Raw genomic sequence first — 24,186 nt, forward strand, 5'->3', positions numbered from 1 at the left:
AATATATGAAATAAGATGGAATTTTTACAAAACATCAAAAAAAATTACGATGAATGGACACGCATCACTCCGCAAGGTTTGTTGTATGATCGTGCGCTATTTTGGTTATTTGTTATTTTGCTTTTAATTGGTTTAGTTTCGGTAACATCTGCATCTATTCCTTATAGCTCTCGTTTATTTAATGATCCTTTTTACTTTGCAAAACGCGATGCTTTTTATGTATTTCTTTCTTTATCGACTTGTTATGCCATGTTGTATATTCCAACTGAAAAGTTGGAAAAATGGAATGTAAATATTTTCTGGGCAGCTGTGGCTTTATTGATAGCCGTATTATTTATCGGTACATCAGTGAATGGTGCTAAACGTTGGATTTCATTGGGGATTTTGAATTTTCAGCCAGCTGAATTTGCGAAGCTGGCACTAACTTGTTTCTTGGCAAGCTATTTTACTCGTCGTTATGATGAGGTTCGAGGTAGAAAATTTAGTGCGATAAAACCCTTTATTGTGATGGGCGTGATGGGGATGTTCCTCTTAGTTCAGCCTGATATGGGAAGTACAGTTGTACTGTTTGTTATTACTTTCGGTATGCTATTTATCGTTGGTGCGCACTTTTTCCAATTTATTTTGCTTGGCGCAACAGGTGTAATTCTTGGCGCTTGGTTAATCATCTCTGCTTCTTATCGTTTAAAACGTTTCACTGGTTTTTTAGATCCGTTTAAAGACCCTTATGGTACAGGCTTCCAATTAACGAACTCTCTTATGGCATTTGGTCGTGGAGAAATAACGGGGGAGGGGTTAGGTAATTCAATTCAAAAACTAGATTATTTACCTGAAGCGCATACTGACTTTATCATGGCGATTATTGGGGAAGAGTTTGGCTTTATAGGCATTTTAATTGTTGTTATTTTGCTTGGTTTACTTGTTTTTCGCGCCCTGAAGATTGGTAAAGAATCTTTAATGTTAGAACAACGTTTTAGAGGATTTTTAGCGTTAGGCATTGGCTTTTGGATTTTCTTTCAAGGCTTTGTTAATTTAGGTATGGCTCTAGGAATGTTACCGACTAAAGGTTTAACCTTTCCACTCGTGAGTTATGGTGGTTCGAGTATTATTATTATGTCAGCGACTATTGGCATTTTATTACGTATTGATCACGAAAATCGTTTACTTCGCGCAGGTCAAGCACGTCTACGTGATGATTAGAGATAAAGATGATGAAAAATAAAAAATTATTAGTGATGGCTGGTGGAACTGGCGGTCATGTTTTTCCAGCGATAGCTGTGGCCCAATTTTTACAAAAACAAGAATGGGATATTTGCTGGTTAGGTACCAAAGATCGAATGGAGGCTCACCTTGTACCAAAACATGGAATCCCGATTAGATTTATCCAAATTTCTGGTTTGCGAGGCAAAGGCATAAAAGCTTTATTAAGCGCTCCTTTTGCGATTTTCCGTGCCGTGTTTCAGGCAAAAAAAATTATCCAAGAAGAAAAGCCTGATGCGGTACTTGGAATGGGGGGGTATGTTTCAGGTCCTGGCGGTATTGCTGCAAAACTTTGTGGTGTACCGATAATTTTGCATGAGCAAAATGCGATAGCAGGTTTAACGAATAAATGGTTAGCTAAAATTGCTACTCGCGTATTGCAAGCATTTCCAAGTGCTTTTCCTCATGCTGAAGTTGTAGGAAATCCAGTTCGAGAAGATTTATTTAAGATGCCATATCCAACGCTCCGTTTTTCTGAGCGTGAGGAAAAATTACGTGTCTTAGTGGTTGGTGGTAGCCAAGGAGCGAGAGTGCTTAATCATACTTTACCTAAAGTAGTCGCCCAGCTTGCAGATAAATTATACGTTCGTCATCAAGTAGGTAAAGGTGCGGTAGAAGAAGTTACCAAACTTTATGGCGAGAATTCAGAACAAGTTAAAATAACAGAATTTATTGATGATATGGCTGAAGCTTATGCCTGGGCTGATGTGATAATTTGCCGTTCTGGCGCATTAACTGTATGTGAAATTGCGGCAGTTGGCTCTGCAGCTATTTTTGTACCTTTCCAACATAAAGATCGTCAACAATATTTGAATGCGAAATATTTGGCTGATGTGGGGGCGGCAAAGATTGTAGAACAGGCTGATTTAACACCTGAAATTCTGGTGAATTATTTAAAAAACTTTACTCGTGAAAATTTATTACAAATGGCTGAGAAAGCGAAAGCAATGTCGACACCACTCTCTGCACAGCGAGTTGCTGAGGTTATTATAGAAAATTCAAACTAATTGATATTCCAAAGAATAAGAAAAATATTGCGATTTTCAACCGCACTTTTAGAATAGGCACCAATATTTTGCCAATGTGTCAAAAAGGAAAAATAAATGAAACATTCCCACGAAGAAATTAGAAAAATTATCCCTGAAATGCGTCGAGTGCAACAAATTCATTTTATTGGAATTGGTGGCGCGGGAATGAGTGGTATTGCTGAGATTTTATTGAATGAAGGCTATCAAATCTCTGGCTCAGATATTGCTAACGGCTTAGTAACTCAACGTTTAGCTCAAGCTGGAGCAAAAATCTACATTGGCCATGCAGAAGAACATATTGAAGGTGCCAGTGTTGTTGTCGTATCTAGCGCGATAAAAGATGATAACCCTGAATTAGTTGCGGCGAAACAAAAACGCATTCCAGTGATTCAACGAGCACAAATGTTGGCTGAAATTATGCGTTTCCGTCATGGTATTGCTGTTGCAGGAACACATGGGAAGACGACAACAACTGCTATGATTTCTATGATTTATACCCAAGCAAAACTCGATCCAACATTCGTTAATGGTGGTTTGGTGAAATCTGCAGGTAAAAATGCACATCTAGGTGCAAGTCGTTATTTAATTGCCGAAGCGGATGAAAGTGACGCCTCGTTTTTGCATTTGCAGCCAATGGTATCTGTTGTGACTAACATGGAACCAGACCATATGGACACCTACGAAGGTGATTTCGAAAAAATGAAAGCCACTTATGTGAAATTCCTGCATAATTTGCCATTCTACGGTTTAGCTGTGATGTGTGCAGATGATCCTGTATTAATGGAACTTGTGCCAAAAGTTGGTCGCCAAGTGATTACATATGGTTTTAGTGAACACGCAGATTATCGTATTGAAGATTATGAACAAACAGGTTTTCAAGGTCATTACACAGTGATTTGTCCAGATAATGAGCGTATTAATGTGCTGTTAAATGTGCCAGGAAAACATAATGCGTTAAATGCAACGGCTGCACTTGCTGTAGCAAAAGAAGAAGGTATTGGCAATGAGGCTATTTTAGAAGCACTCGCTGATTTCCAAGGTGCAGGCCGTCGTTTTGATCAGTTAGGTGAATTCATTCGTCCAAATGGTAAGGTTCGTTTAGTTGATGATTATGGTCATCACCCAACAGAAGTGGACGTAACGATTAAAGCCGCACGAGAAGGATGGGGAGATAAACGTATTGTGATGGTTTTCCAACCTCATCGTTATTCTCGTACTCGTGATTTATTTGATGATTTTGTACAAGTGCTTTCACAAGTGGACGCATTAATTATGCTTGATGTGTACGCAGCAGGAGAAGCCCCAATTGTTGGAGCTGATAGTAAATCGCTTTGTCGTTCCATTAGAAATTTAGGAAAAATCGATCCAATCTTGGTTTCTGACACATCACAATTAGGTGACGTTCTTGATCAAATTATTCAAGATGGCGATTTGATTTTGGCGCAAGGTGCGGGTAGCGTAAGTAAAATCTCTCGTGGCTTAGCTCAATCTTGGAAAAATTAAGACTTTTATAAATAGATTTTAGAAATTTGAGATGGTCTTATCTATTAACTAAGGCCATCAGAATAAGATATATAAGTAGGATAAAATGAATTTAAAACAAGAAAAAATTGCAGTGTTATTAGGCGGAACATCCGCTGAGCGTGAAGTTTCTCTCAATTCAGGTAAAGCGGTATTAGAGGCTTTATTAAACCAAGGTTATGATGCTCATCCTATTGATCCTAAAGAATATAATGTTGCTAATCTTAAAAAGGATGGTTTTCATCGAGTGTTTAATATTTTGCATGGCCGAGGTGGTGAAGATGGCACAATGCAAGGTTTATTAGAGCAAATTGGTTTACCTTATACTGGTTGTGGAGTAATGGCTTCTGCATTAACTATGGATAAAATGCGTACAAAAATGTTGTGGAAAGCATTTGGATTACCTGTAGCAGATATGGAAGTGGTAACCCGAGAAACCTTTGCTGAATTAGACGCTCAGGCTGTAGTGGAAAAACTAGGTTTACCATTAATGGTGAAACCTTCTTTGGAAGGCTCTAGTGTTGGATTAACTAAAGTTAAAGCTGTGGATGATCTAAAAAGTGCGGTGGAATATGCACTTAAATTTGATAATACGATTCTGATTGAAGAATGGTTAGCTGGTGATGAATTAACAGTGCCTGTATTGGATAGTCAAGTGCTTCCAGCTATTCGTATTGTTCCTGAAGGTGAGTTCTACGATTACAATGCGAAATATATTTCTGATAATACTCAATATTTCTGTCCTGCAGGTTTAACGCCTGAGCGTGAGCAAGAGTTAGCTATATTAGTAAAACGCGCTTATGATGCAGTGGGTTGTCGTGGTTGGAGCCGTATTGATGTCATGTGCGATTCGAAAGGTGATTTTCGTTTAGTTGAAGTGAATACGAATCCAGGAATGACGAGCCACAGTTTATTCCCAAAATCTGCTGCAAGCGTGGGTATTTCTTTTGAACAGCTTGTTGTGAAAATCTTGGAGCTAAGTGTGTAATGAACATTCTGAAAAGGAAAACTCCACAGAATATTCGTTTTGGTGAACAAAAACCTAAATATTATTTTCATATTCGGGCTTTCTTGGCTTTGCTTGGTATACTTCTGGCTCTTGGTATCTATTTTAATTGGCAAACGCTGCTAGAGAAAATGGATGATAAGCCTATTAGCGGTTTTGCATTGGCTGGACAAAAGGTTTTTACTACGGATGCCGATATTAAGGAAAGCTTATTAAAAATGGGCACTCTTAAAGGCTTTTGGGGGCAAGATGTTGAGCCAATTCAAGCACAAATAGAAGCTTTACCTTGGGTTAAAAGTTCAATTGTGCGAAAAATATGGCCAAATCGTTTAAGTATTTGGATTACTGAATATCAACCAGTGGCATTTTGGAATCAGAATCAATTTGTTACTCAGGATGGCGTTGTATTTCAACTTCCAATTGAACGCTTAAAAGAGAATGCTTTGCCTTATTTAGGTGGGCCAGATTATCAGAGTTTAAAAGTATTGGAAGCATGGAATCAGATTTATGCCGATTTTAAATCAAAAAATTTAATTGCAAAAGGCATGAATATTGATGAACGCGGTGCATGGCAAGTAACACTTGATAATGACATTGTGTTAAAGTTAGGTCGTGGAGAATGGAAATCTAAGCTTGAACGATTTGTCACGATTTATCCGCAAGTTGATGTTCCAGAAAATAAAAAAATAGATTATGTAGATTTACGATATGCGGCAGGCGCTGCAGTGGGTATGGCTGATAAATAAAAACTAGGTGCGAAAATGGTTAAAGGTGTGGAAGCTAAAACAATTGTAGGATTAGAAGTCGGTACGTCAAAAGTTGTTGCCGTAGTGGGCGAGGTATTTCCTGATGGCGTAGTGAATGTGTTAGGTGTTGGTAGTTGCCCATCTAAAGGGATTGATCGTGGCAGTATCACCGATCTTGAAGCTGTCGTAAATTCTATTCAAAGAGCCATTGAAGCCGCGGAATCTATGGCTGATTGTCAGATTATGAGTGTCACTTTGGCAATTACTGGTGAACATATTCAAAGTTTAAATGAAAGTGGTTTTGTGCCAATTTCAGATGGCGAAGTAACACAAGATGAAATTGATTCTGCACTGCATACAGCGAGCTCCATCAAGTTGCCTGAAGGCTTATCCTTATTACATGTGATCCCACAAGAATATGCGGTGGATCGCCAGTTAAATATTAAAAATCCATTGGGGTTGCAAGGTGTTCGTTTAAAAGCACAAGTACATTTAATCGCCTGTCATCAAGATTGGCAAAACAACCTGAAAAAAGCGGTTGAGCGTTGCGGTTTACAGGTAGATAAAGTCGTTTTTTCTGGTTTTGCAGCAACACATTCAGTATTAACCGAAGATGAAAAAGATCTTGGTGTTTGCTTGATTGATTTCGGTGCAGGCACAATGAATGTGATGGTTTATACAAACGGCGCATTACGTTTCAGTAAGGTTATTCCTTATGCAGGAAATATTGTGACTAACGATATTGCCCACGCTTGTACTATTTCTCGTGCAGAAGCTGAACGAATTAAAGTTAATTATGCAAGTGCATTTTATCCAGCTCGTTTGCATGGTGATAAAAAAATTGAAGTTGCAAGTATTGGTGGACGAGCTCCTCGTTCATTAACAAAAAGTGATTTATCCTTAATTACATCAGCTCGCTACACGGAACTTCTAGGTGTTGTGAAAGATGAATTAGATAAATTAAAGTCTGAGTTGGAAACAAAACATGTGAAGTTTGAGCTTATTGCTGGCGTAGTGATTACTGGTGGTGGAGCACAAATAGAAGATTTGAAAGAATGTGCATCTGACGTATTTAATTGCCAAGTACGTATTGGTAGCCCGCTGAATATTACTGGATTGACAGATTACGTGAATCGTCCTCAATATTCAACAGTGGTCGGCTTATTGCAGTATAACCATAGTAACAGTGATGATGATTTGATTTCAGGAAATGATGAATCTGATGACGGAGTACTAAAACCAATTTGGAATGGAATTAAAAAAATTGTGAATAAAGTGCGGTCAGAATTTTGATTATTTTGATTTTTCATCTACAATAGAGAGAATTTAGGTTTTATATTGAGCCAGCTTATCTGGCCTTAACGGAGAACATCGATGTTATACCCAGAGTACCCTGAGTACGATAATTTTAATGAGTCCGGCGCACTGATCAAAGTCGTAGGCGTTGGCGGCGGTGGCGGTAATGCTGTAAACCATATGGTTATGAGTATGGTAAAGCAAGAAATGGGTGGTACTTATTTAGGTGAAAGCTCATTAACTTCAGAAGAGCATGGCCGTATTATTTTTTACGCTGTAAATACAGACGCTCAAGCATTACGTAAAAGCCAAGTTCAACAAACCGTACAAATTGGTGGAGAAACGACCAAAGGTTTAGGCGCTGGGGCAAATCCAAATGTTGGTCGTAAGGCTGCGGAAGATGATCAGGAAGAAATTCGCAAAATGCTTGAAGGTGCGGATATGGTCTTTATTGCAGCTGGTATGGGCGGTGGTACTGGTACTGGTGCAGCACCTGTTGTCGCAAAAATAGCTAAAGAATTAGGCATTTTAACTGTTGCTGTCGTGACCAAACCATTTGCTTTTGAAGGCAAGAAGCGTATGCAATTTGCAGAGCTTGGTATTAAAGATTTAGCTCAGTATGTTGATTCGATGATTATTATCCCTAATCAACAAATCCAAAAAGTTCTCCCTAAAAATGCTAAATTAATTGATGCTTTTGCTGCAGCAAACGATGTGTTACGTAATTCGGTTATGGGCATTTCGGATATGATTACATCACCAGGTCTAATCAATGTGGACTTTGCCGATGTAAGAACAGTTATGTCTGAAATGGGACAAGCGATGATTGGTTTCGGTTCTGCTATTGGTGCAGCAGGTGAGGGGCGAGCAGAAGAAGCCGCTCGTATTGCAGTACGTAATGATTTATTGGAAAAAATCGATCTTTCTAATGCTAAAGGTATTTTAGTAAATATCACAGCTGGTATGGATCTTTCTTTTGAAGAATTTAATATTGTTGGTGAAACTGTCGGTAGCTTTGCTTCAGAAGATGCAACAGTGGTTATTGGTACGAGTTTAGTGCCTGAGATGAGTGATGAAATTCGAGTGACTATTGTGGCAACAGGATTGGGGGAAATCGCTCCAACTGAGTCTGTTCAAGTATTGCGTCCTTCTCGTCCAGTTGAGCCAGAAGGTACAGGTCGAGTAAATATTGTGCCTGATATACATACTCGTGAGCCAGTAGAAACTCAAAAAACTCCAGCAGAAGAATATCATCGCCCGCTGGATAAACCGATCACAGATCGTTTAGAAGCATTTAAGAAAAACAGTTTCTTTAATCCTGCGCAACGTGAAGAAAATTAATTTAATTGGTTTTGAGAAATACCTGGAATATTAAGGTAGTAGAATGATTAAACAAAGAACATTAAAACAAAGTATTAAAGTAACAGGTGTTGGTTTACATAGCGGTAAGAAAGTGACTTTAACGTTACGTCCGGCTATGCCAAATACTGGTGTTGTTTACTATCGTACAGATTTAAATCCTGCAGTGGCATTCCCTGCTGATCCTAATTCCGTACGTGATACAATGCTTTGTACTGCACTAATTAATGAGCAAGGTGTACGAATTTCTACCGTTGAACATTTAAATGCCGCATTATCGGGCCTTGGTATTGATAATATCATTATTGAGGTTGATGCGCCTGAGATTCCTATTATGGATGGTAGCGCGAGTCCATTTATCTATTTGTTGTTAGATGCGGGAATTGAAGAACAAAATGCACCTAAGAAATTTATTCGTATTAAAGAATATGTTCGAGTTGAAGATGGTGATAAATGGGCTGAATTTAAACCTTACAATGGTTTCCGTTTAGATTTCACTATTGATTTTGATCATCCAGCTATTGGCAAAAATGTTCGTAATTATGTCATGGATTTCTCTGCTCAGGCATTTGTTCATCAAATTAGTCGAGCAAGAACATTTGGTTTCATGAAAGATATAGAATATCTTCAATCTCAAGGTTTAGCATTAGGTGGTAGCCTTGATAATGCTATTGTTCTTGATGATTATAGAATTTTAAATGAAGATGGCTTACGCTTTAAAGATGAACTTGTTCGTCATAAAATGTTAGACGCAATTGGCGATCTTTATATGGCTAGTTATAACATTATTGGTGATTTTAAAGCTTATAAGTCTGGTCATGGTTTAAATAACAAGTTACTACGTGCTGTATTAGCAAATCAAGAAGCGTGGGAGTTTGTAACTTTCGAAGATAAAGAACAAGTACCGCAAGGGTATGTTGCACCTGTTCAAGTATTTATCTAATCATTTTATTTTTGAAAAAGCTATATTTCTGCTAAGAAGTATAGCTTTTTTATTTTCATCGCACTTTAAAATGACTAATTGCCTAAAAGTGCGGTTTATTTTTCTCATTTTTTATAAGGGGATGCTATGAAGCTAGAATTATCTGAAATTCGCCAACAAATTACGCAAATAGATCGTAGTTTATTAAAATTGCTTTCTGAGCGTCATCGTTTAGCTTTCGATGTAGTGAGAAGTAAAGAGATCTCGCAAAAAGCTTTACGTGATGTAGAGCGAGAACAGCAACTTTTACAAGAATTAGTTCAATTTTCAGAAAATGAGAATTATCAACTTGAACCACAATATATCACTTCAATTTTCCAAAAAATTATTGAAGATTCAGTATTGACCCAGCAAGTCTATTTGCAGAATAAACTTAATGAACAACGTAATCAAAATTTACATATTGCTTTTTTAGGTAAGAGAGGGTCTTATTCAAATTTAGCTGCACGTAATTATGCTGCTCGTTATCAAAAACAATTTGTAGAACTAGGATGTCAGTCTTTTGAGCAAGTATTTGAAAAAGTGCAAAATGGTGAAGCAGATTTTGGCGTATTGCCTTTAGAAAATACAACATCAGGCGCTATTAATGAGGTCTATGATTTGCTCCAGCATACTGACTTATCATTGGTAGGCGAGCTAGCTTACCCAATTCAGCATTGTGTTTTGGTAAATGGCACGACTGAATTAAGTGAAATAGATACTTTATATAGTCATCCCCAAGTGATTCAACAATGTAGTCAATTTATACATAGTCTTGATCGAGTACATATTGAATATTGTGAAAGTAGCTCTCATGCAATGCAACTTATTGCAAGTTTAAATAAGCCGAATATTGCGGCATTAGGGAATGAAGATGGTGGTAAATTGTATGGACTTAGCGTATTAAAAACTAATATTGCTAATCAAGAGAACAATATTACGCGTTTTATTGTTGTTGCTAAAGAACAGCGTGAGGTTTCACCACAGATACCGGCAAAAACATTATTATTAATGACAACTTCACAGCAAATTGGCTCATTAGTTGATGCACTTTTAGTTTTCAAAAAACATCAAATTAATATGACGAAATTAGAGTCTCGTCCAATTTATGGGAAACCTTGGGAGGAAATGTTTTATCTTGAAATAGAAGCGAATATCCATCATCCTGATATTCAGCAAGCTTTGGAAGAGTTAAAGAATTGTAGTAACTATCTAAAGATTTTAGGTTGTTATCCTAGCGAAATTGTGAAACCAGTTAATTTATAAGAAAGTGCGGTCAATAAAATTATTTTTGACCGCACTTTTTTTATACTTTTTTATTTCGTTCTAAAGATTTATGCTGAATCTGGACGATTTTCCCTTTAGCTTGAAAATATTCGCCTAACTGCTGTGCTATATAAACGGAGCGGTGTTTTCCCCCTGTACACCCAATGGCAATGGTTAAATAGCTACGATTGTTTTTTTCTAACATTGGCAACCAAGTATCAATATAGTTACGAGTGAGGTAGATAAATTCATTTACTTGCGTGTGACTATTCAGAAATTCTGCTACTGGCGCATCTAATCCTGTCATAGGGCGTAATGTTGGATCCCAATGCGGGTTAGGTAAGAAACGTACATCGAAAACATAATCAGCGTCTAAAGGAATTCCATATTTAAAGCCAAAAGATTCAACAACGATTTTTAGTTCTTTATCACTATTTCCTCGTAAAAATTCGCGTAGGCGTTCCGCAAGAGTATGAGTAGAAAGATGGGTGGTATCAATAATAAAGTTTGCGTGTTGAATTAATGGCTCAAGGTAGCGATATTCTTCATCTATTGCTGCTTCAAGAGATAGATCTTGCAAGGAAAGTGGGTGCAGACGGCGTGAATCGCTATAACGACGAATCAATGTGCCACGATCTGCTTCAAGGAAAATAATCTTTAATTGATGATATTTTTGTAAGGTATTTAGAGTTTGTTCAAGAGTATTGGCTGAATTAGGAATATTACGAATATCAAGGCTGATTGCGACCGAAGATTGGGATTGGGATAGAATATCGGTCAATTGAGGAAGTAAATCTAGAGGAATATTATCAACACAATAATATCCAGCATCTTCTAATGCTCGTAAGGCTACGGATTTTCCTGCGCCAGAACGTCCGCTAATAATGATAATTTCCATAATTCCCCCTTTAAATTATTCTCGGGTTTCTTCAGGCGAAGTTTCTGCCCTATCTGAAATCTCAAAAACTTGCCAAATTTCATCCGCACTTTTAGCTGAACGTAATTGTTTTAACATATTTTTATCGGTAAGTTTTTCGATTAATGATGCCAATATAGGGATGTATGTTTCGCACTGATTCTCTGGAATAAGTATAGCAAAAATTAAATCTACAGGTTTACCATCAAGCGAATCATAATTAATTGGGTTATCCAATTGCATAAACACGGCGATTGCTTTGTCACATACCTCAAGAGGAATTTTCGCCTTAGGCATTGCTATGCCATTGCCTAGTCCTGAGTTACCCAGCTTTTCGCGCTCAAAAAGGGATTCAAAGCACGCTTGCTCACCTTTATCACAGTGAAGTTTTTCTTCTACAAAATGTGCGATAGATTCAAATAATCGTTTTTTGCTAGAAAAACTAACGCCCTGACGAATATTCTCAGGGCTTAATAGTTCAGTTATTTTCATTTTTATAATTTGAATTGTTCGCCCAAATAAACGCGTTTAACGTGTTCATCGTTCATAACTTGTTCTGGTGTGCCTGTTGCGATAATTTTGCCTTCACCTACGATATAAGCCCGTTCACATACATCAAGTGTTTCACGTACATTATGATCGGTAATCAAAACACCTAATCCTCGGTTACGTAAGTCGGTGATAATTTTTTTAATATCGCTCACAGAAATTGGATCTACACCAGCAAATGGCTCATCTAATAGAATAAACTTAGGATTTGCAGCTAATGCTCGTGCGATTTCAACTCGACGACGCTCACCGCCAGATAATGACTGACCTAAACTATCCCGAATATGGCCAATATTAAATTCCTCAATCAACTCATCAGCTTTTTCTCGACGTTGTTGAGAGGTTAAATCTTTGCGTATTTCTAATACAGCCATTAGATTTTCGTATACAGTCAAACGGCGAAAAATAGAGGCTTCTTGTGGCAAATAACCGATTCCACGTTGCGCACGATTATGCATTGGGAGCAAACTAATGTCTTCTCCGTCAATAATAATTTTACCTTGATCTTGGCGAACTAACCCCACAACCATGTAGAAGGTTGTTGTTTTCCCAGCGCCGTTTGGTCCGAGCAAACCAACAATTTCATTAGAGTTTACAGTTAAACTTACATCTGAAACAACTTTACGGCTTTTATAGCTCTTAGCTAAATTTTCAGCAGTCAGAATTGACATAAATTACTTCCCTTTAGCTTGTTGTAATTGCGATGGAATAAGGACTGTTGTTACACGTGATTTTCCATTACCATTAGCTTTAAGTTGTTGTTTTTTCACATCGTAGGTAATTAGTTGTCCATTAATCTTACTATCAAGTTGTTTTAATTCAGCATTATCAGTTAATGTTAAAAATTCAGTACCAAGATCATAGTGAACTTTGTTTGCTTTTCCATCCACTGGCTTACCATTATCTAGCTGCTGATGGAATATTACTGGAGTACCAAATGCTTCCACGGTTTCTTTTTTACCTGAATTTTCAGGTGGGCGCGTAATGACAACTTTATTTGCCTTGATTAAAATTGAACCCTGAGTAATTGAAACGTTATCAGTAAAAGTGACAACACTTTTTTCCATATCTAATGATTGATTATCGGAAACAATGTTAATTGGTTGATTCGTATCATCTTTCAACGCGAAAGCAGAGAAAGAGGTCATGATTAATGCCGCGAGTAAAATAATTTTATTGTTTGTTAATTTCATAATATGTTTTTACCTGTTCTTTTAATGTTGCAATTTGTTGGCGTAGGTTGCCAACCATTTTTAAGCCAGTTGAGTTAAAATGTTGTCCGTTTATTTTCACCATTGTACCTGATGAAATATCTTGAGTTTTTAAGTTAACCTCTGCAACTTGAGTTTCGATTCGCTGTAACCGAGAAGTTGGTTCTAAACTTTCAGCAACGACATCACCCTCTAAATAAAGCATTTCATCTTTCGTCAATTTGGCTTTTTTGGCGCTAAGTTTCCAACTTTGAGATTCTAATAATTTTGCTGAATTATTTGATTTTTCAGCATTATTAGATGTAGAGACATCGAATAAGTACACCAAAGGCATTTCAAACTCAGTATGACCATCAACTGTATAATGTTTCACTTTGTCTGCGGTCGAGAGATATTGTTTTTTACCTTCTGGGGAAAATACCGTAGTTTCCATTTTATTTCCAATATAATCTGGACTATCTGGTTTTTTTACTAAGTTTGACAAATCAGGTTTATCGCTATTTAAAGAATAAAACCATCCCAGCGAACCAAGAGCGATAAGACCTAAAATTACATTCCAACGAATATTCATATTTTTAAATTTGTTACTCGAAAAGTGCGGATAAAAATTTAATATTTTTTAATCTTCTAACATCAATGTTTTGAGCATTTGATAAATTTCTCGATAGGCTTTCGATGGTTTATTTTGCTCACGTTCTTTTTGTGCCGAACGAATAAGATTACGTAGTTGTTGACGATCTACATCAGGATAATCATTGAATAAATCGGTTAGAGCCACGTCACCTTTTTCTACTAATTCATCCCGCACTTTTTCGATTTTGTGCAGCATAGCCTGCTTTTGGTTATGTTTATTTTCGATTTTATCTAATGCTTCACGAATAGGCTCAACATCAATGCCTCTAAATAATTTGCCGATATACTGTAATTGACGGCGACGAGCTTCTTTTTGTAAACGCTGAGCAAGTTCAATGGCATCAAGTAAGGATTCATCAAGTGGGATTTTGGCAAGATTAGCTTTGGTTAAATTTACAATCTTTTCACCAAGTTGTTTTAAATCTTCAGCATCGCGTTTGATTTCGCTTTTACTTACCCAAATAATTTCTTCTTGTTCTTCATCTTCCCAATCGAAAGCTTCTTTTTTCTTACGTTTTGCCATAATTTCTCTCAACTAAAATTTGGCGCGTATTTTAGCACAAAGTTTCAAAATAATATAAAATGTGACAAATTTTTAACGGGAAAAAAATAATGAAAATAGCCGAAAATCAAACCGCACTTTTGAAAGCTCAAGAACAAGAATTACGTCAAGCAGTCAGCTTTGCTATTGAATTAGCAACAAAATCAGGCGCGAGTGCAGAAGTCGCCGTCACTAAAGTTAGCGGATTGTCAGTATCCACACGCTTGCAAGAAATTGAAAATGTTGAATTTACTAATGATGGTGCATTGGGGATCTCCGTTTATATGGGACAACAAAAAGGCAATGCATCAACATCAGATTTAAGTGAAGGCGCTATTCGAAACGCAGTGGAAGCCGCACTTGCTATTGCAAAATACACTTCACCCGATGATTGCACAGGCCTTGCGGATAAAGATTTAATGGCTTTTGATGCGCCTGATTTAGAACTTTATCATGCTGCTGATGTGAATGTTGATAAAGCAACAGAACTTGCACTTGAGGCTGAAAAGGCGGCTTTAGAGGCGGATGAACGCATTATAAATAGTAATGGTGCAAGTTTTAATTCACATACAGGCGTGAAAGTGTATGGAAATAGCCATGGCATGTTGCAAAGTTATTTATCAAGCCGTTATTCCTTATCTTGTTCGGTTATTGGTGGCGTAGAAGATGCCTTAGAAAATGATTACGAATACACGATCTCTCGTGAATTCGATAAACTCCAATCGCCAATTTGGGTTGGCGAAAATTGTGCAAAGAAAGTCATTTCTCGTTTAAATCCTCAAAAACTTAGTACACGAGAAGTGCCTGTCATTTTCTTAAATGATGTTGCAACGGGTCTTATTTCTCACTTTGCCACTGCAATAAGTGGTGGCAGTTTATATAGAAAATCGAGTTTCTTGCTCGATCATTTGGGTGAACAGGTCTTACCTGATTGGTTCAATATCAGTGAGAGACCACATTTATTACGCCGTTTGGCTTCAACGCCTTTTGATAGTGAAGGTGTTCGTACGCAAGATCGTGAAATTGTCGAAGACGGGATATTACAAACTTATTTAGTGACAAGTTACAGTGGTAAAAAACTCGGTATGCTAAGTACTGGTCATGCTGGTGGAATTCACAACTGGCTTGTTAAGCCAAATTTGAATGGTGGATTGACCGCACTTTTACGTCAAATGGGAACTGGATTATTAGTAACGGATGTCATGGGACAAGGTGTCAATATTGTTACAGGCGATTATTCGCGTGGCGCATCAGGTTTTTGGGTGGAAAATGGTGAAATTCAATACCCAGTCGCCGAAATTACTATTGCGGGGCAATTGCAAGATATGTTGAAGAATATGGTTGCTGTAGCGGATGATATAGAGCATCGTTCTAACATTCAAACTGGTTCTATTTTGTTAGATAAGATGAAAATTTCAGGAAATTAAAAAATATTTTTAAAATTGAGAATTATTCTTATTGACAATAACTAAATATCTGTTACTATACGCACATCTGTTAAGCGATTGCAGGTTGCTCCAACAGGTAGAGTAGAAAGTAAATTCGTTAGGGTTCAAAAAGGCTGAAGGTTTAAACTTCAGCCTTTTTTTTGTAAAATAGCAAACGATTTTATCCCCTGTCATCTCATAAGGAAACACAATGAAAAAACACCACGTTGACGTTTTAATTTCAGAGAACGATGTTCATGCTCGTATTGCTGAGTTAGGTTCTCAAATTACAAAATTTTATCAAGAAAAAAAGATCGATAGCCTTGTTGTTGTGGGGCTTTTACGTGGTTCCTTTATGTTTATGGCGGATATTGTTCGTCAGATAAATTTACCTGTGGAAATTGAATTTATGACTACTTCAAGTTATGGCACAGGTATGACTACGAATCACGACGTTCGAATTACCAAAGATTTGGACGGCGATATAAAAGGTAAACACGTTTTAATTGTGGAAGATATTATTGATACGGGCTATACGTTGGAAAAAGTGCGTGATATTTTGAATTTGCGTGAGCCTGCGAGCCTTGCAATTTGTACTTTGCTTGATAAACCTTCTCGTCGCGAAGTGGAAGTGCCTGTTGAATGGGTTGGTTTTGAAATTCCTGATAAATTTGTGGTGGGGTATGGTATCGATTACGCACAACGCCATCGTAATTTAGGCTATATCGGTAAAGTTGTTTTAGAAGAATAATTTGATTTTATTGAAAAGTGCGGTTGAAATTTTAAATGAATTTTTAGCCGCACTTTTATAACTTAAATCGATGAATAATTTGATTTGCTGAACCTCGCCAAACCAGACTTGGATCTGCCTGTTCTTGAATAAATTTCCCATCAATTAACACATCAATATAAGGCAACATAGCACGTTGTTGTTCATCTAATTCATCTAGCTTATAACCCGTCCAAACCCAGATGTCTTTATCAGGGCATTCTCGTTTTACGCGTTGCACAAATGGCAATAATGTTTCTACGTTGAGGGGATGAAGTGGATCACCACCTGAAAGTGTCAGCCCTTGGCGTTTAATACGAGTGTCTTTTAAATCATTGATGATTTGTTGTTCCATTGCTTCATCAAATAATACACCCGCTGAAAATGACCAACTTTTTTGGTTATAGCAACCTTTGCAAGCATGCGTACATCCACTGACGAAAAGTGTACATCTTGTACCTTCGCCATTGATCACATCGGTAGGGTAGTATTGAAGGTAGTTCATTTCATAAAAATCCTAAAAATGTGGCTTAAATTCTCGCCAAATTCACCGCACTTTTGAATTAATCTTTGCAATACGGCAGTAATTTCTGCATAATAGCGCGCAATCGCATTGCGATATCAATGGAAACCTTCTCGGTCTCTCGCAACGGTGTCTGGTTTACTCGGTCAGGTCCGGAAGGAAGCAGCCAAAGTCGGAATTACTGTGTGCCGAGAAGAAGCTGGGAAGGTTTCCGCCCAACTTTATTTTCTTATACCCGCTCAACTAATCTTTTAAAGAAACCATTTTCTTTTGTGATTAAATTATTGTAATCGCCTTCTTCGATTAATCTTCCGTTATCAATTACACAAATTTTATCGAATTGTTCAATTGAACTGAGACGGTGAGTGACCATAATTAGGGTTTTATTTTCGGCATGTTGCAGAATTAAACGTAAAATTTGACGTTCAGTTTCGCGATCTAAGCCTTCTGTCGGTTCATCCAATAATAAAATTGGCGCATTATTGAGTAAAATACGAGCTAAACCTAAACGGCGTTGTTCCCCACCAGAAAGTGGACGACCGCCATCTCCAAGCCAAAGATTTAAACCTTTTCCTTCTTGCTCAAGTAATTTGCTTAAGCCAACTTGATGTAGCACTTTAATCATTTTCTCATCAGAAATTTCATCCGCACTTGCAAATTGTAAATTTTGACGAAGTGTATCGCTGAATACGTGAACACGTTGAGTTAAAAAACAAATTTGGCCGCGTAATGTCTCTTCTGAATAGGCGGAAATGGGTTTTTCTGCCAATAAAAGCTCACCTTGATTCGCATCGTAATTGCGCACTAAAAGTTGAAGGAGTGAAGATTTCCCACTTCCAGTTTTGCCTAAAATAGCAATTTTTTGGCCTTGTTCTAAATCTAATGTAAGATTTTTTAATACGAGCGTTTCTTGCCCTGGATAGGAAAAACTTAAATTCTTCGCAGAAATCAACCGCACTTTTGTTTCAAATTTCTCGTTGCCATTAAACTCAACAAGTGATTTTTGCTCAATGATTTCGGTCACACGTTCTGCTGCCGCAATAACTTGACCTATATGTAAAAATGCCGCACCCAATGGCATGATGATCTCAAAGGCTGCAAGTGCAGCAAAAGTGAAAAGTGCAATATAAGCCGTGCGATATTCATCTGTGCCAAAATCGGCGTTACTTGCAAACCATAGCATTCCAGAAATCAACAAACCATTAAGAAAGAGAACAAGTGCGGTAGAAAATCCGCTTAATTTTGCTTCTTTGGCTTGATCTTCCTGCCATGTTTTTTCTGTGACTGACATTTTCTCTTTTAATTTATCTTCTGCATTAAATAATAAAAGCTCGGCTTGTGCTTGGATAAATTCTAAAAACTGGGTTCGATAGGTTGCGCGTGCTTGGATTAAGCGTTCACCAAATTCCTGTCCTAGTCGATAGAAAACAGTTGGGATAATTATTAATAAAATTAACAAAAATAAGCCTAAACCAAGAGCGAGTGGAATATTGACGAAGCTGAGTCCAATCGTCATGGCAATGATTACAAATGTAGCAGTGAAAAATGGCGCAAGTAAACGTAAATAGAGGCTATCAAGTGTATCAACATCAGACACTAAACGGTTTAACAAATCGCTGTTGCGATAACGATTTAATACCGCTGGGCTTAAAGGAATGATTTTTTCAAATACTTGTACGCGTAATTTGGACAAAATGCGGAATGTTGCATCATGCGTCACTATTTTTTCAAAATAGCGCATGACGGTTCGTCCGATAGCTAAACCTCGCACGCTGGCTGAAGGGTAGAAAAAGTTAAATAGCGTGCCTAGTCCTGCAATGGCTGTAGCGGCTAAAAACCAGCCTGAAACGGTAAGCAAGCCCATGCTAGAGCCTAAGCCTAAAATCATCAGCACCAAGCCTAAAATAAGAGGAAATTTGGCGAATTTAAATAAACGTATAAACGGAAGTAATGTGCGCATTATTGGATATCCTGTTGTCGTTGAGCGAGGAGTTCAGCAAAGAAACCTTCATGTTGTAATTCGGCAAATTTACCTTGCTGTACTATTTCTCCTCGTTGCATCACAAAAATTTGATCACATTGTTTCAAATCTTCAATTCGGTGGGTAATCATCAGCGTAGTTTGATGCTGGCTTGCTTCATTCAGTGCGTGCAAAACAAGATTTTCTGATTGCGCATCTAAGCTTGCGGTTGGCTCATCGAGCAGAAGTAAATCGCCTTTGCGTAACAAGGCACGAGCAATGGCAAGGCGTTGCGCTTGTCCCACAGAAACGCCTAATCCACCATCTTTTATTTCGTGATGAAGTCCAAGTTTATCAGTAAATTCTTTCGCTTGAGAACGCATTAACGCTTGATTAATTTCTTCATCGTTGGCTTGAATATTGCCAAGTAGTAAGTTTTCTTTAATTGTGCCTTGTAGTAATAATGGATTTTGTCCTACCCAGGCAATATGTTTACGCCAGTCAGCTAGATTACTTTCGCGAAGTTCTTGCCCATTAATTTTGAGAGATCCCTCATAAGGTAAAAAGCCTAAAATTACATTCATTAATGAGGTTTTCCCTGCGCCACTTTGTCCTACAAGCGCAACATTGTGATTTGCTGGAATTTGGAAGTTTAATGGTTTGGTTAATGCTGAACCCTGTGTAGAAAGTACCACTAAATTTTCGGCATAAATTTCAACCGCACTTTCTAAAGAAATTGTTTTTTCATTTTGATGAACGGTTAAATAATCGGATTCTAAGAAATCAACAATGGCATCTGCTGCACCAATACCCGCTGCTCGGTCGTGGTAATAAGCGCCCAGATCGCGTAAGGGTTGATAAAATTCAGGTGCAAGAATTAAACAAAAGAAACCTGTGAAAAGTGTAAGCGGTGCATTATAGGTACCAAATTCAATTTGACCTAAGTAGCTAAAACCAAAATAGACCGCCATCAGTGCAATGGAAATAGAGGTAAAAAATTCCAATACGGCAGAAGAGAGAAAAGCGAGTTTTAACACATCCATTGTGGTTTCACGGAAATCTTCAGTGGCATTTTCAATATGCTCAGTTTGTTCAGAAGTGCGGTTAAAAAGACGCAAGGTTTCCAAGCCGCGTAAGCGATCTAAAAATTGGGCACTGAGGCGAGAAAGGGTATCCATATTTTTTTGGCTGTTGTCAGCCGCAGCAATACCGACAATGATCATAAACAAAGGAACAAGCGGTGCGGTAATCATTAAGATTAAGCCTGCCGCCCAGTTCAACGGAAATACAGCAATTAAAATAACGACTGGAACAATAGCGGAAAGGCTTTGTTGAGGCAGAAAACGAGCATAGAAATTATGTAAGTTTTCTACTTGTTCCAACATAATGCTTGCCCAACTTCCAGCTGGTTTTTGATTGATTGTCGCAGGGCCCACAAGATGTATTTTATCCAGAATTTTTTGACGAATATGATTGCGTAATAATTGTCCGCTTTGGAAACCAATTTTTTCTCGTGCCCATAAAATAATAGCACGCATCCCGAAGCCGATAATTAGCCCGAGAAAATAAGGAATAAGCTCATCACGAGGCACATTTTGCATAATCAGTTTATCGAGCAAAGTCGCAAGAAAATAAGTTTGCGCGACTAAAATGAGTGCAGAAAGCGTAGCTAGGACAATGTTTGCGCGCATTAATTTTTTGATAGGTTCTTGTTGTGCGCGAAGCCATTTTTGTAAATATTTTTGGCGAAGTTTGTTCATAGTTTTATCGTGATATAGAAAAAGTTCCCCTCTTTTAAAAAGAGGGGAATTGGTTAGAGAATTTATGCTTCTTGAGCATCTAAGTAGCGTTCTGCATCCAATGCTGCCATACAACCAGTTCCCGCAGAGGTAATGGCTTGGCGATAATTGTGATCCATTACATCGCCAGCTGCGAATACGCCTTCCACAGAAGTGGCAGTTGCATTTCCTTCAAGACCAGATTTTACAACGATATAGCCATTATTCAATTCTAGTTGCCCTTGGAAAATTTCCGTATTTGGCGAGTGACCAATCGCTACGAATAAGCCATCTAATTTGAGTTCTTCTTTCTCCCCAGTTTTTGTGTTGGCTAAACGTAATCCGGTTACGCCCATGTTGTCACCCAACACTTCATCTAAAGTGCGGTCAGTATGAAGAACGATTTTCCCTTCTTCTACTTTTTTGTATAAACGGTCGATAAGGATTTTTTCAGCACGGAAGCTATCGCGACGGTGGATTAAATGCACTGTACTTGCGATATTGGCTAAGTAAAGCGCTTCTTCTACCGCGGTATTTCCTCCACCAATCACACCAACTGGCTTATTACGATAAAAGAAACCATCACAGGTTGCGCAAGCTGAAACCCCACGTCCTTTGTAGTTTTCTTCTGAAGGTAAGCCAATATAGCGTGCAGAGGCACCTGTTGCGATAATTAACGCATCACAAGTGAAATTTTGCACATCGCCAAAAAGTTTGAATGGGCGAGAAGATAAATCTACGCGATTGATATGATCGAAGACGATTTCTGTCTCAAATTTTTCTGCATGTTGCAACATTCGTTGCATTAAACCTGAACCAGTAGTCATCTCAAAATCACCCGGCCAGTTTTCGATTTCATCTGTGGTGGTAAGCTGGCCGCCTTGTTGCAAACCAGTCACCAATACCGGTTTTAAGTTTGCACGTGCTGCATAAATGGCTGCCGTATAACCAGCAGGGCCAGAGCCTAAAATTAAAAGTTTTGCGTGTTTGATATCTGACATAAAGAATCCTTGTTTTTCGTAAAGGGAGAATTAATTAAATTCAAGCCTATTCTAATGATTGCTATGTATGAAATTGTTCCATACACCTTATCAATTATAAACCTTTCGATTAATAGAGCAGTGAATAAAGCAATCGGCGAAACTTATTTGTTAAGGGATCAGCATTGCCCATTGCACTTAAAATGGATAAAAATTGTTGTTTCACTTCACCATTCTGCGCGCCTAAGTCGGTTTTTAAAATACCGAAAAGTAGTGTCAGCGCTTCTTCATTTCGTCCAGCTTGATGAAGTTGTACAGCAAGTTTTATTGCAATTTCAGCTGTTGGGTTTTTAGCATAATCGGCCTGTAATTGTTGGATTTCAGGTGTATCTGCTGCTTGAATTTGTAGCTCAATTTGTGCTTGTAATCCGAGCCAACGACTATCACGATCTTGCAATGGAATTTGATTTAAAATTTCCTGTGCTGGCTCCGTTTTTTTCATTGCAATATAGGTTTCAGCGTAGAGTAGGGCGACATCACTATTTTTCTTATCAGAAAGCTCCCATGCGTCTTTCAATAATGGCAATGCTGCCTCATAATTTTCTACTTGCAAGAAATCTAATGCTTGTTGGAATTTTAAATCTTCTTCTTTAGGTAAAATAATGCTTAATCGTTGGATTAATGATGCTTTATCAAGCGCGCCTGGAAATGCATCTAATGCCTGTGCTTCTTTAAACAAATAGGTGGTTGGCAATGCTTGGATGCGGAATTGTGCGGCAATCATTTGCTCTTTTTCACAATTTACTTTTCCAAGAATAAATTGTCCTTGATATTGTTCTGCAACTTGCTCAAGTAGTGCCAAAAAATCCGCCGATTCTTTATGTGTTGGCGCGTAAAAATTGATTACAAGTGCTTTTTCTAAGGATTGTTGCAGTATTTCAGTAAGATTTTGTTCGTTGATGTCAACGATAAAAGGAAAATCAGCCATGTTTTATCCTTGTGAAAAAATAATGGCTGATTTTAGCAAAGTGCGGAAGATTTTAGAAACGTTTTACCATTTCTATTATTAAGCAAGTTTTTCTAGGATCAATTTTCCCATCATTTCAATATGTGCATGCTCTACATTAAGTGCGGGAATATATTGATAAGATTGTCCACCATTATTTAGGAAATTTTCTCGATTTTCTTTGTCAATTTCTTCAATGGTTTCTAAACAATCTACGGAGAAACCTGGGCAAATAACGGCAATTTTTTGAATATTCTGCGTTGCAGCAGATTCTAAAAATTTATCGGTATAAGGTTGTAGCCATTCTTCACGCCCAAAGCGAGATTGAAACGTCATTCCCCATTGGTTTTCTATTAAGCCCAGCTTATTAACAACTGCAATAGTCGTTTGTTTACAATGTTCACGATAATAATCGCCCATTTTTTCATAACGCAAAGGAATACCGTGATAAGAAAATAGTAAAAACTCATCGGGTTTTAACCGCACTTTTATGGAATCTGCTAAGGCGTTAATGTAATTTTCATCAACATGATAAGAATGGATGAAATCAAAAGGCACTAATCCTCGTTCTTCTTTAAGAGTATTAGCGAAAGCGTCAAATACAGCGCCTGTTGTTGAGCTAGAGTATTGCGGATAAAGTGGCAAAACAATAATTCGCTCAACTTGATTTTTAAGCAAGTTTTTCACCGCACTTTGCATTGATGGATTGCCGTATGTCATGGCAATTTCTACTTGAGTATCGATATTTTGCTTATCTAAATAGGCTTGTAATGCGTCTTTTTGTTGTCGTGAAATGGCAAGTAAAGGCGAGCCTTGTTCTGTCCAAATGGCTTGATAATTTTTGGCGATACGTTTTGAACGCAATGGCAAAATAATGGCTTTGAGCAGTGGATACCATTTGCAACGCGGTAAATCTACCACGCGAGGATCTGTTAAAAATTGCCATAAATAACGGCTAATTGACTTCGGTGTCGGGCTATCTGGCGTGCCTAGATTGGCAAGTAATACGCCGATTTTTACGGATTTTGTCATAAATTGATTACGGAAAGGGTTAATCTAGAAACACAACAAAGTTTATTCTCTTCTGTGCGGATGTCAATTTGCCAAACTTGGATATTCCTGCCTAAATTAATTGGCGTGGCTCTTGCGGTTACTTTACCTGAACGAATAGGGCGAAGATGATTGGCGTTAATATCTAATCCTACCGCAGTTTTGCCTTCTTCTAAACAAAGCGAACCCGCAAGGGAAGCAACTGTTTCAGCTAAAGCAACCGAAACCCCGCCATGCAACACACCAAACGGCTGCATAGTACGATGATCCACTGGCATTGTCGCTTCAATCCAATCCTCGCCAAAAGCAGAAATTTCAATGCCAAGATGGCTAACTGCACTGTTGGAGCAAAGTTGATTTAAGTTTTCGAGCGTGAAGTTTTTTTGCCAAATCATGATGT

Annotated in this window: 24 protein-coding genes and 1 other RNA gene; 12 read left to right on the forward strand and 13 right to left on the reverse strand. The window is 37.9% G+C overall.

Annotation, left to right across the window (positions count from 1 at the left end; translation table 11 throughout):
• The first annotated feature begins 15 nt into the window (after nucleotides 1-15).
• The 9 genes from ftsW to A8M50_RS02000 all read left to right on the forward strand — a co-directional run bounded on the left by ftsW (nucleotide 16) and on the right by A8M50_RS02000 (nucleotide 10,443).
• On the forward strand, nucleotides 16-1,200 hold the full coding sequence (gene ftsW / locus A8M50_RS01960) for a putative lipid II flippase FtsW (protein WP_005646358.1): 1,185 nt from the start codon (nucleotides 16-18) through the stop codon (nucleotides 1,198-1,200).
• 11 nt (nucleotides 1,201-1,211) lie between these two features.
• On the forward strand, nucleotides 1,212-2,267 hold the full coding sequence (gene murG / locus A8M50_RS01965; protein WP_032826587.1) for an undecaprenyldiphospho-muramoylpentapeptide beta-N-acetylglucosaminyltransferase: 1,056 nt from the start codon (nucleotides 1,212-1,214) through the stop codon (nucleotides 2,265-2,267).
• A gap of 96 nt (nucleotides 2,268-2,363) precedes the next feature.
• Nucleotides 2,364-3,791, forward strand: coding sequence for a UDP-N-acetylmuramate--L-alanine ligase (murC, locus tag A8M50_RS01970; RefSeq protein WP_005646351.1), 1,428 nt, complete (start codon nucleotides 2,364-2,366; stop codon nucleotides 3,789-3,791).
• An 85-nt stretch (nucleotides 3,792-3,876) separates the two neighbouring features.
• A complete protein-coding gene (locus A8M50_RS01975) occupies nucleotides 3,877-4,797 on the forward strand; it encodes a D-alanine--D-alanine ligase (RefSeq protein ID WP_005646444.1) in 921 nt (306 codons plus the stop codon).
• Nucleotides 4,797-5,561, forward strand: a complete 765-nt coding sequence (locus A8M50_RS01980) for a cell division protein FtsQ/DivIB (RefSeq protein WP_005646427.1) — start codon at nucleotides 4,797-4,799, stop codon at nucleotides 5,559-5,561. The genes A8M50_RS01975 and A8M50_RS01980 overlap by 1 nt, the downstream gene beginning before the upstream one ends.
• Nucleotides 5,562-5,576: 15 nt before the next feature.
• Entirely contained in the window at nucleotides 5,577-6,854 is a 1,278-nt protein-coding gene (ftsA, locus tag A8M50_RS01985) for a cell division protein FtsA (RefSeq protein ID WP_005646429.1), read from the forward strand.
• Between the two features lie 81 nt (nucleotides 6,855-6,935).
• Nucleotides 6,936-8,198 (forward strand): cell division protein FtsZ, encoded by a 1,263-nt coding sequence (gene ftsZ / locus A8M50_RS01990; protein WP_005637676.1) that lies wholly within the window; start codon nucleotides 6,936-6,938, stop codon nucleotides 8,196-8,198.
• A gap of 43 nt (nucleotides 8,199-8,241) precedes the next feature.
• Nucleotides 8,242-9,159 (forward strand): UDP-3-O-acyl-N-acetylglucosamine deacetylase, encoded by a 918-nt coding sequence (gene lpxC / locus A8M50_RS01995; RefSeq protein WP_005646440.1) that lies wholly within the window; start codon nucleotides 8,242-8,244, stop codon nucleotides 9,157-9,159.
• Between the two features lie 126 nt (nucleotides 9,160-9,285).
• Entirely contained in the window at nucleotides 9,286-10,443 is a 1,158-nt protein-coding gene (locus tag A8M50_RS02000) for a chorismate mutase (protein WP_005635006.1), read from the forward strand.
• Nucleotides 10,444-10,483: 40 nt separating this feature from the next.
• Here the strand turns inward: A8M50_RS02000 and rapZ are convergent, their stop codons facing one another.
• Genes rapZ through yjgA form a run of 6 tightly spaced genes read right to left on the reverse strand, consistent with a single transcriptional unit; the run spans nucleotide 10,484 to nucleotide 14,275 of the window.
• Nucleotides 10,484-11,341, reverse strand: a complete 858-nt coding sequence (gene rapZ / locus A8M50_RS02005) for an RNase adapter RapZ (RefSeq protein WP_005646269.1) — start codon at nucleotides 11,339-11,341, stop codon at nucleotides 10,484-10,486.
• A 15-nt stretch (nucleotides 11,342-11,356) separates the two neighbouring features.
• Nucleotides 11,357-11,851 (reverse strand): PTS IIA-like nitrogen regulatory protein PtsN, encoded by a 495-nt coding sequence (ptsN, locus tag A8M50_RS02010; RefSeq protein ID WP_005646278.1) that lies wholly within the window; start codon nucleotides 11,849-11,851, stop codon nucleotides 11,357-11,359.
• Nucleotides 11,852-11,853: 2 nt separating this feature from the next.
• On the reverse strand, nucleotides 11,854-12,579 hold the full coding sequence (lptB, locus tag A8M50_RS02015; protein ID WP_005627189.1) for an LPS export ABC transporter ATP-binding protein: 726 nt from the start codon (nucleotides 12,577-12,579) through the stop codon (nucleotides 11,854-11,856).
• A gap of 3 nt (nucleotides 12,580-12,582) precedes the next feature.
• Nucleotides 12,583-13,101, reverse strand: coding sequence for a lipopolysaccharide transport periplasmic protein LptA (gene lptA / locus A8M50_RS02020; protein WP_005646293.1), 519 nt, complete (start codon nucleotides 13,099-13,101; stop codon nucleotides 12,583-12,585).
• On the reverse strand, nucleotides 13,082-13,690 hold the full coding sequence (gene lptC, locus A8M50_RS02025; protein WP_005646375.1) for an LPS export ABC transporter periplasmic protein LptC: 609 nt from the start codon (nucleotides 13,688-13,690) through the stop codon (nucleotides 13,082-13,084). The genes lptA and lptC overlap by 20 nt, the downstream gene beginning before the upstream one ends.
• Nucleotides 13,691-13,738: 48 nt before the next feature.
• The gene (yjgA, locus tag A8M50_RS02030; protein ID WP_005646450.1) at nucleotides 13,739-14,275 is read right to left on the reverse strand and encodes a ribosome biogenesis factor YjgA; all 537 of its coding nucleotides are present in this window, start codon (nucleotides 14,273-14,275) and stop codon (nucleotides 13,739-13,741) included.
• Between the two features lie 89 nt (nucleotides 14,276-14,364).
• Between yjgA and pmbA the strand changes: the two genes are divergently transcribed.
• Both pmbA and hpt read left to right on the forward strand, forming a co-directional pair.
• Entirely contained in the window at nucleotides 14,365-15,720 is a 1,356-nt protein-coding gene (pmbA, locus tag A8M50_RS02035; RefSeq protein WP_005646422.1) for a metalloprotease PmbA, read from the forward strand.
• 211 nt (nucleotides 15,721-15,931) lie between these two features.
• A complete protein-coding gene (hpt, locus tag A8M50_RS02040) occupies nucleotides 15,932-16,471 on the forward strand; it encodes a hypoxanthine phosphoribosyltransferase (protein WP_005646414.1) in 540 nt (179 codons plus the stop codon).
• Nucleotides 16,472-16,526: 55 nt separating this feature from the next.
• On the opposite strand, the gene nrdG is transcribed toward hpt, so the two are convergent.
• Nucleotides 16,527-16,994 (reverse strand): anaerobic ribonucleoside-triphosphate reductase-activating protein, encoded by a 468-nt coding sequence (nrdG, locus tag A8M50_RS02045; protein WP_005637703.1) that lies wholly within the window; start codon nucleotides 16,992-16,994, stop codon nucleotides 16,527-16,529.
• A gap of 128 nt (nucleotides 16,995-17,122) precedes the next feature.
• Between nrdG and ffs the strand changes: the two genes are divergently transcribed.
• Nucleotides 17,123-17,221: signal recognition particle sRNA small type (ffs, locus tag A8M50_RS02050), an RNA gene on the forward strand.
• Nucleotides 17,222-17,241: 20 nt separating this feature from the next.
• Here the strand turns inward: ffs and cydC are convergent.
• The 6 genes from cydC to A8M50_RS02080 form a co-directional block, all read right to left on the reverse strand.
• The gene (gene cydC, locus A8M50_RS02055) at nucleotides 17,242-18,972 is read right to left on the reverse strand and encodes a heme ABC transporter ATP-binding protein/permease CydC (RefSeq protein WP_005646343.1); all 1,731 of its coding nucleotides are present in this window, start codon (nucleotides 18,970-18,972) and stop codon (nucleotides 17,242-17,244) included.
• A complete protein-coding gene (gene cydD / locus A8M50_RS02060) occupies nucleotides 18,972-20,732 on the reverse strand; it encodes a heme ABC transporter permease/ATP-binding protein CydD (RefSeq protein WP_005646420.1) in 1,761 nt (586 codons plus the stop codon). Before cydD ends, cydC begins: the two co-directional genes overlap by 1 nt.
• Before the next feature lie 62 nt (nucleotides 20,733-20,794).
• Nucleotides 20,795-21,751, reverse strand: a complete 957-nt coding sequence (trxB, locus tag A8M50_RS02065; RefSeq protein ID WP_005646388.1) for a thioredoxin-disulfide reductase — start codon at nucleotides 21,749-21,751, stop codon at nucleotides 20,795-20,797.
• Nucleotides 21,752-21,860: 109 nt separating this feature from the next.
• On the reverse strand, nucleotides 21,861-22,718 hold the full coding sequence (locus A8M50_RS02070) for a co-chaperone YbbN (protein ID WP_005646320.1): 858 nt from the start codon (nucleotides 22,716-22,718) through the stop codon (nucleotides 21,861-21,863).
• Between the two features lie 78 nt (nucleotides 22,719-22,796).
• Complete coding sequence (gene hemH, locus A8M50_RS02075) at nucleotides 22,797-23,768, reverse strand: ferrochelatase (RefSeq protein WP_005646348.1); 972 nt, start codon at nucleotides 23,766-23,768, stop codon at nucleotides 22,797-22,799.
• Nucleotides 23,765-24,181, reverse strand: a complete 417-nt coding sequence (locus A8M50_RS02080; protein ID WP_005646386.1) for a hotdog fold thioesterase — start codon at nucleotides 24,179-24,181, stop codon at nucleotides 23,765-23,767. Before A8M50_RS02080 ends, hemH begins: the two co-directional genes overlap by 4 nt.
• Nucleotides 24,182-24,186 lie beyond the last annotated feature (5 nt).

The sequence above is a fragment of the Haemophilus haemolyticus genome (genome assembly GCF_001679045.1).
GTDB classification, from domain to species: Bacteria; Pseudomonadota; Gammaproteobacteria; order Enterobacterales; family Pasteurellaceae; genus Haemophilus; species Haemophilus haemolyticus.

What these genes read in the sequence shown, in the direction of transcription:
- hpt (WP_005646414.1), top strand. Translation starts at nt 15,932, where the DNA reads ATGAAAAAACACCACGTTGACGTTTTAATTTCAGAGAACGATGTTCAT.
- A8M50_RS02080 (WP_005646386.1), bottom strand. Translation starts at nt 24,181, where the DNA reads ATGATTTGGCAAAAAAACTTCACGCTCGAAAACTTAAATCAACTTTGC.
- lptC (WP_005646375.1), bottom strand. Translation starts at nt 13,690, where the DNA reads ATGAATATTCGTTGGAATGTAATTTTAGGTCTTATCGCTCTTGGTTCG.
- lptA (WP_005646293.1), bottom strand. Translation starts at nt 13,101, where the DNA reads ATGAAATTAACAAACAATAAAATTATTTTACTCGCGGCATTAATCATG.
- yjgA (WP_005646450.1), bottom strand. Translation starts at nt 14,275, where the DNA reads ATGGCAAAACGTAAGAAAAAAGAAGCTTTCGATTGGGAAGATGAAGAA.
- lptB (WP_005627189.1), bottom strand. Translation starts at nt 12,579, where the DNA reads ATGTCAATTCTGACTGCTGAAAATTTAGCTAAGAGCTATAAAAGCCGT.
- murC (WP_005646351.1), top strand. Translation starts at nt 2,364, where the DNA reads ATGAAACATTCCCACGAAGAAATTAGAAAAATTATCCCTGAAATGCGT.
- nrdG (WP_005637703.1), bottom strand. Translation starts at nt 16,994, where the DNA reads ATGAACTACCTTCAATACTACCCTACCGATGTGATCAATGGCGAAGGT.
- murG (WP_032826587.1), top strand. Translation starts at nt 1,212, where the DNA reads ATGAAAAATAAAAAATTATTAGTGATGGCTGGTGGAACTGGCGGTCAT.
- hemH (WP_005646348.1), bottom strand. Translation starts at nt 23,768, where the DNA reads ATGACAAAATCCGTAAAAATCGGCGTATTACTTGCCAATCTAGGCACG.
- pmbA (WP_005646422.1), top strand. Translation starts at nt 14,365, where the DNA reads ATGAAAATAGCCGAAAATCAAACCGCACTTTTGAAAGCTCAAGAACAA.
- rapZ (WP_005646269.1), bottom strand. Translation starts at nt 11,341, where the DNA reads ATGGAAATTATCATTATTAGCGGACGTTCTGGCGCAGGAAAATCCGTA.
- ftsZ (WP_005637676.1), top strand. Translation starts at nt 6,936, where the DNA reads ATGTTATACCCAGAGTACCCTGAGTACGATAATTTTAATGAGTCCGGC.
- A8M50_RS01975 (WP_005646444.1), top strand. Translation starts at nt 3,877, where the DNA reads ATGAATTTAAAACAAGAAAAAATTGCAGTGTTATTAGGCGGAACATCC.
- ftsW (WP_005646358.1), top strand. Translation starts at nt 16, where the DNA reads ATGGAATTTTTACAAAACATCAAAAAAAATTACGATGAATGGACACGC.
- cydC (WP_005646343.1), bottom strand. Translation starts at nt 18,972, where the DNA reads ATGCGCACATTACTTCCGTTTATACGTTTATTTAAATTCGCCAAATTT.
- cydD (WP_005646420.1), bottom strand. Translation starts at nt 20,732, where the DNA reads ATGAACAAACTTCGCCAAAAATATTTACAAAAATGGCTTCGCGCACAA.
- A8M50_RS02070 (WP_005646320.1), bottom strand. Translation starts at nt 22,718, where the DNA reads ATGGCTGATTTTCCTTTTATCGTTGACATCAACGAACAAAATCTTACT.
- trxB (WP_005646388.1), bottom strand. Translation starts at nt 21,751, where the DNA reads ATGTCAGATATCAAACACGCAAAACTTTTAATTTTAGGCTCTGGCCCT.
- lpxC (WP_005646440.1), top strand. Translation starts at nt 8,242, where the DNA reads ATGATTAAACAAAGAACATTAAAACAAAGTATTAAAGTAACAGGTGTT.
- A8M50_RS02000 (WP_005635006.1), top strand. Translation starts at nt 9,286, where the DNA reads ATGAAGCTAGAATTATCTGAAATTCGCCAACAAATTACGCAAATAGAT.
- ptsN (WP_005646278.1), bottom strand. Translation starts at nt 11,851, where the DNA reads ATGAAAATAACTGAACTATTAAGCCCTGAGAATATTCGTCAGGGCGTT.
- ftsA (WP_005646429.1), top strand. Translation starts at nt 5,577, where the DNA reads ATGGTTAAAGGTGTGGAAGCTAAAACAATTGTAGGATTAGAAGTCGGT.
- A8M50_RS01980 (WP_005646427.1), top strand. Translation starts at nt 4,797, where the DNA reads ATGAACATTCTGAAAAGGAAAACTCCACAGAATATTCGTTTTGGTGAA.